We start from the raw sequence: 2686 nt of genomic DNA, 5'->3' as shown, positions 1-2686 counted from the left end.
GGGTTCTGGAGGCGCTTCAGGGGGAGGTGGATCGGGCGAAGTTGCCGAGGTTCTTCCGGAACTTCGCGCTGATCGAGGCGGAGGCCGTGAGCCGGTTCTCTTACGATCCGTTGCTCGTCCCCGGGTTGTTGCAGACGGAGGCGTACGCGCGGGCTCTGTTCGCCGGGCACTGTCCGCCGCTGAGTGAGGAGATCATCGAGCAGCACACAGAGGCACGTCTGAGTCGGCAGAAGCTGCTGACTCGGGTGCCGCTCGCGGAGTTGTCCTTCATCATCAGCGAGGAGGCACTGCGGAATCCGGTGGGTGACACGGAGGTCATGCGCGGACAGTGGCAACACCTGTTGGAGGTGGGAGCGTTGCGGAACGTGGAGGTCCAGGTCATGCCTGCTGCATGCGGCTTCCACTCCGGTCTGAACGGCCCGTTCGTGGTGCTGGAAACCAAGGAGCACCAGCACCTCGGTTACATCGAGTCTCAGGAAGTCGGGTGCGTCGTGCATGATCCCGCAGAGGTCAGCGCCTTCGGGTTGCGGTATGGCAAGCTGCGATCGCAGGCTCTGAACGGCGTCGAGTCTGCGCGGCTCATCGAACGGCTGGTGGGAGAGACATGAGCGTGGAGCAGGTATCCGAGAACGTTGACGGGCTGCGCTGGTTCAAGAGCAGCTACAGCGGGTCGGGCGGCGGCGACTGCGTGGAGGTGGCCGCCGGCCTGGAAGCCGTGTACGTGCGTGACTCGAAGGTCGTGGGCGGCGGGCTGATGCTGCGGGTCGGCCGGGGCGAGTGGGAGGCGTTCGTGGCGCTCGCGGTGGAGTAGGGCCGAGTACGGCACCTGAGCGGAACAACGGGCTCGCTCACGTCGCTTGGGGTGACGTGTCCGAGCCCGTTCTCATGCTGTCGTCTCAGAACAGGGCGCCCTCAGCGCCGTCACCGAAATCCGACCCACCTCGCGCGGCCAGCTGCTCCTTACGCTTCCGGATGGCTTCGGGCGACGGCGAGGGCAGGTCGGGGTGCTTCTCCCTCGCCTTCTTCTCCGCCACGCCCTTGTGCAAGCCGAGGTGAACCTCGTCGGCGTATGCCTGGTGGTTCAACTGGCGGAGGCGGTCGATGATCTCGGTTCGGGCGAGCAGACCGATGGTGTAGCGGATGCCCTGATCGGTCTTGTGGAAGCCGTGGTCGAGGGGGAACGTCTCGTGGGTCGAGTCCACGGCACTAGTACGCCCGGAGTCGTCCAGCAGATCTTGCCAGCCGTAGGCCTCGACGGTGGCCCTGTCAATCTCCTCGTGAACACGGCGGAGTTCGACGATGTCCTCGCACACGCAATCAGGGTCGTGGACGAGGTTGTAGGTAGCGGTGAGGCCCATTCCTCTAGCCAGCATTAGGTCTCGCCGGTAGGTCACGAGTTGAGTCCCGGCGGCACGGAGTCGAGACGTATATATCGGACGAACGAGAGTCTCGAATACATCCGTTGGCGCGTAACGAAGATCACCCTTCATAGTTCCCGAACGATCTATGGCCCACCAGTAGTGAGGTGCACTCGAGAGAACAGCAAGCAGAGCAGCATCATCAGATGCGAAGACGATGATCTGTTCGCTGAAAACTCGCCCAGTCAACACTTCCGTCGGCATTACTACCTTGCTGACACGCGCCATGGCGATGCATCGCTCCAGCGGCCCCAGGGCGCGCATCAATTCACCACGCGGACGCCAATATTGCCACCACCGATCCATCAATCCGGCATAGGATTTCGGATCCTTCTTCTCACACTCTGACTTGACCTCCGTCAACACCTTCGCATAGGCCTTCGGATAGCTCCTCGCTTTCGATTCCGGCCACTCATGAAAGTTAATTACCCAGCGTTCCCCTCGAAATGTAGGACTCGCATTGAGATCCTGCCCATTCAGAAAAGGCGAAAGCACATCCGCGTAGCGCGAATCTTCGCGAATCCAACTTTCTGCCTGACTCTCATGAACACTGAAGCCGTCAACTACCAGAACCAACGCTCCCTGGAATGACTGACCCTCATTACTCGTGAGTGATTCCGCCCACGCAACTTCGCGAGTCGCCGGATTAAGTGACGTTGAGATTCCGTTGGGTGCAACGAATGCTCCAATGGAACACACTGCGCGTGCTTCCAACTTGGCCTTGGTCGTCCAGACTGCACAGTACTCAAGCACCGCGGAAGCCGATGGCCATGGCGCACTTTTCGTGGCTCTGCGAATCGCTACGCCAGCAGAGACAATTTGATCCAGGCCAACCTCTCGAGAGTCACCCTGCGCCAAAGTGTTCGTAGCGATCAGCCCACTCTGGCCGTCACTGTTGAGTAGCTTGTGTACCTGAAGTTCAAAGTAAGCCACCAGGTCGGCATTACCGCGCTTCCCCTGAGCCATGAATTCAACCGCGTACTCGCGGTAGGACTCCCCAAGTGCACTCGTAATCTTCTTGCCCCCCAAAAACGGGGGGTTGCCCACAACGGCGTCAAACCCACCCCGCAGCGAAAACACCTCCGGAAACACCAACGGCCAATGCACCGGCCGCCGCTCCAACGCCCCCTCCGGCAGCTCCGCCCCCAACCACTCCTCCGCCGTAGCCCGAGCCGCCCGCACCACCTCGGAGTCGTCCTCGACCCCGTCCTCCATGATGCGCTGAACGATCCACGCAGCCCGGGGGAACAGGTCCCGAACCCGCTCCC

At 61.5% G+C, this 2686-nt stretch carries 3 protein-coding genes; 2 read left to right on the top strand and 1 reads right to left on the bottom strand.

What is annotated here, in order from left to right; translation table 11 throughout:
• Window positions 1–608, top strand: a 608-nt coding sequence (locus tag C1J00_RS41800; protein WP_102914031.1) for a DUF5753 domain-containing protein, incomplete at its 5' end; no start/stop codon positions are given.
• Entirely contained in the window at window positions 605–811 is a 207-nt protein-coding gene (locus C1J00_RS41795) for a DUF397 domain-containing protein (RefSeq protein ID WP_102914030.1), read from the top strand. The genes C1J00_RS41800 and C1J00_RS41795, both read left to right, overlap by 4 nt.
• 85 nt (window positions 812–896) lie before the next feature.
• Here the strand turns inward: C1J00_RS41795 and C1J00_RS44870 are convergent.
• Window positions 897–2686: Eco57I restriction-modification methylase domain-containing protein (locus tag C1J00_RS44870; protein ID WP_245936722.1), on the bottom strand; the 1790-nt coding region annotated here is incomplete at its 5' end.

Source organism: Streptomyces cahuitamycinicus, from assembly GCF_002891435.1.
Lineage (GTDB): Bacteria > Actinomycetota > Actinomycetes > Streptomycetales > Streptomycetaceae > Streptomyces > Streptomyces cahuitamycinicus.
This window is presented reverse-complemented; position numbering and strand designations above follow the sequence as displayed.

What these genes read in the sequence shown, in the direction of transcription:
- C1J00_RS41795 (WP_102914030.1), top strand. Translation starts at nt 605, where the DNA reads ATGAGCGTGGAGCAGGTATCCGAGAACGTTGACGGGCTGCGCTGGTTC.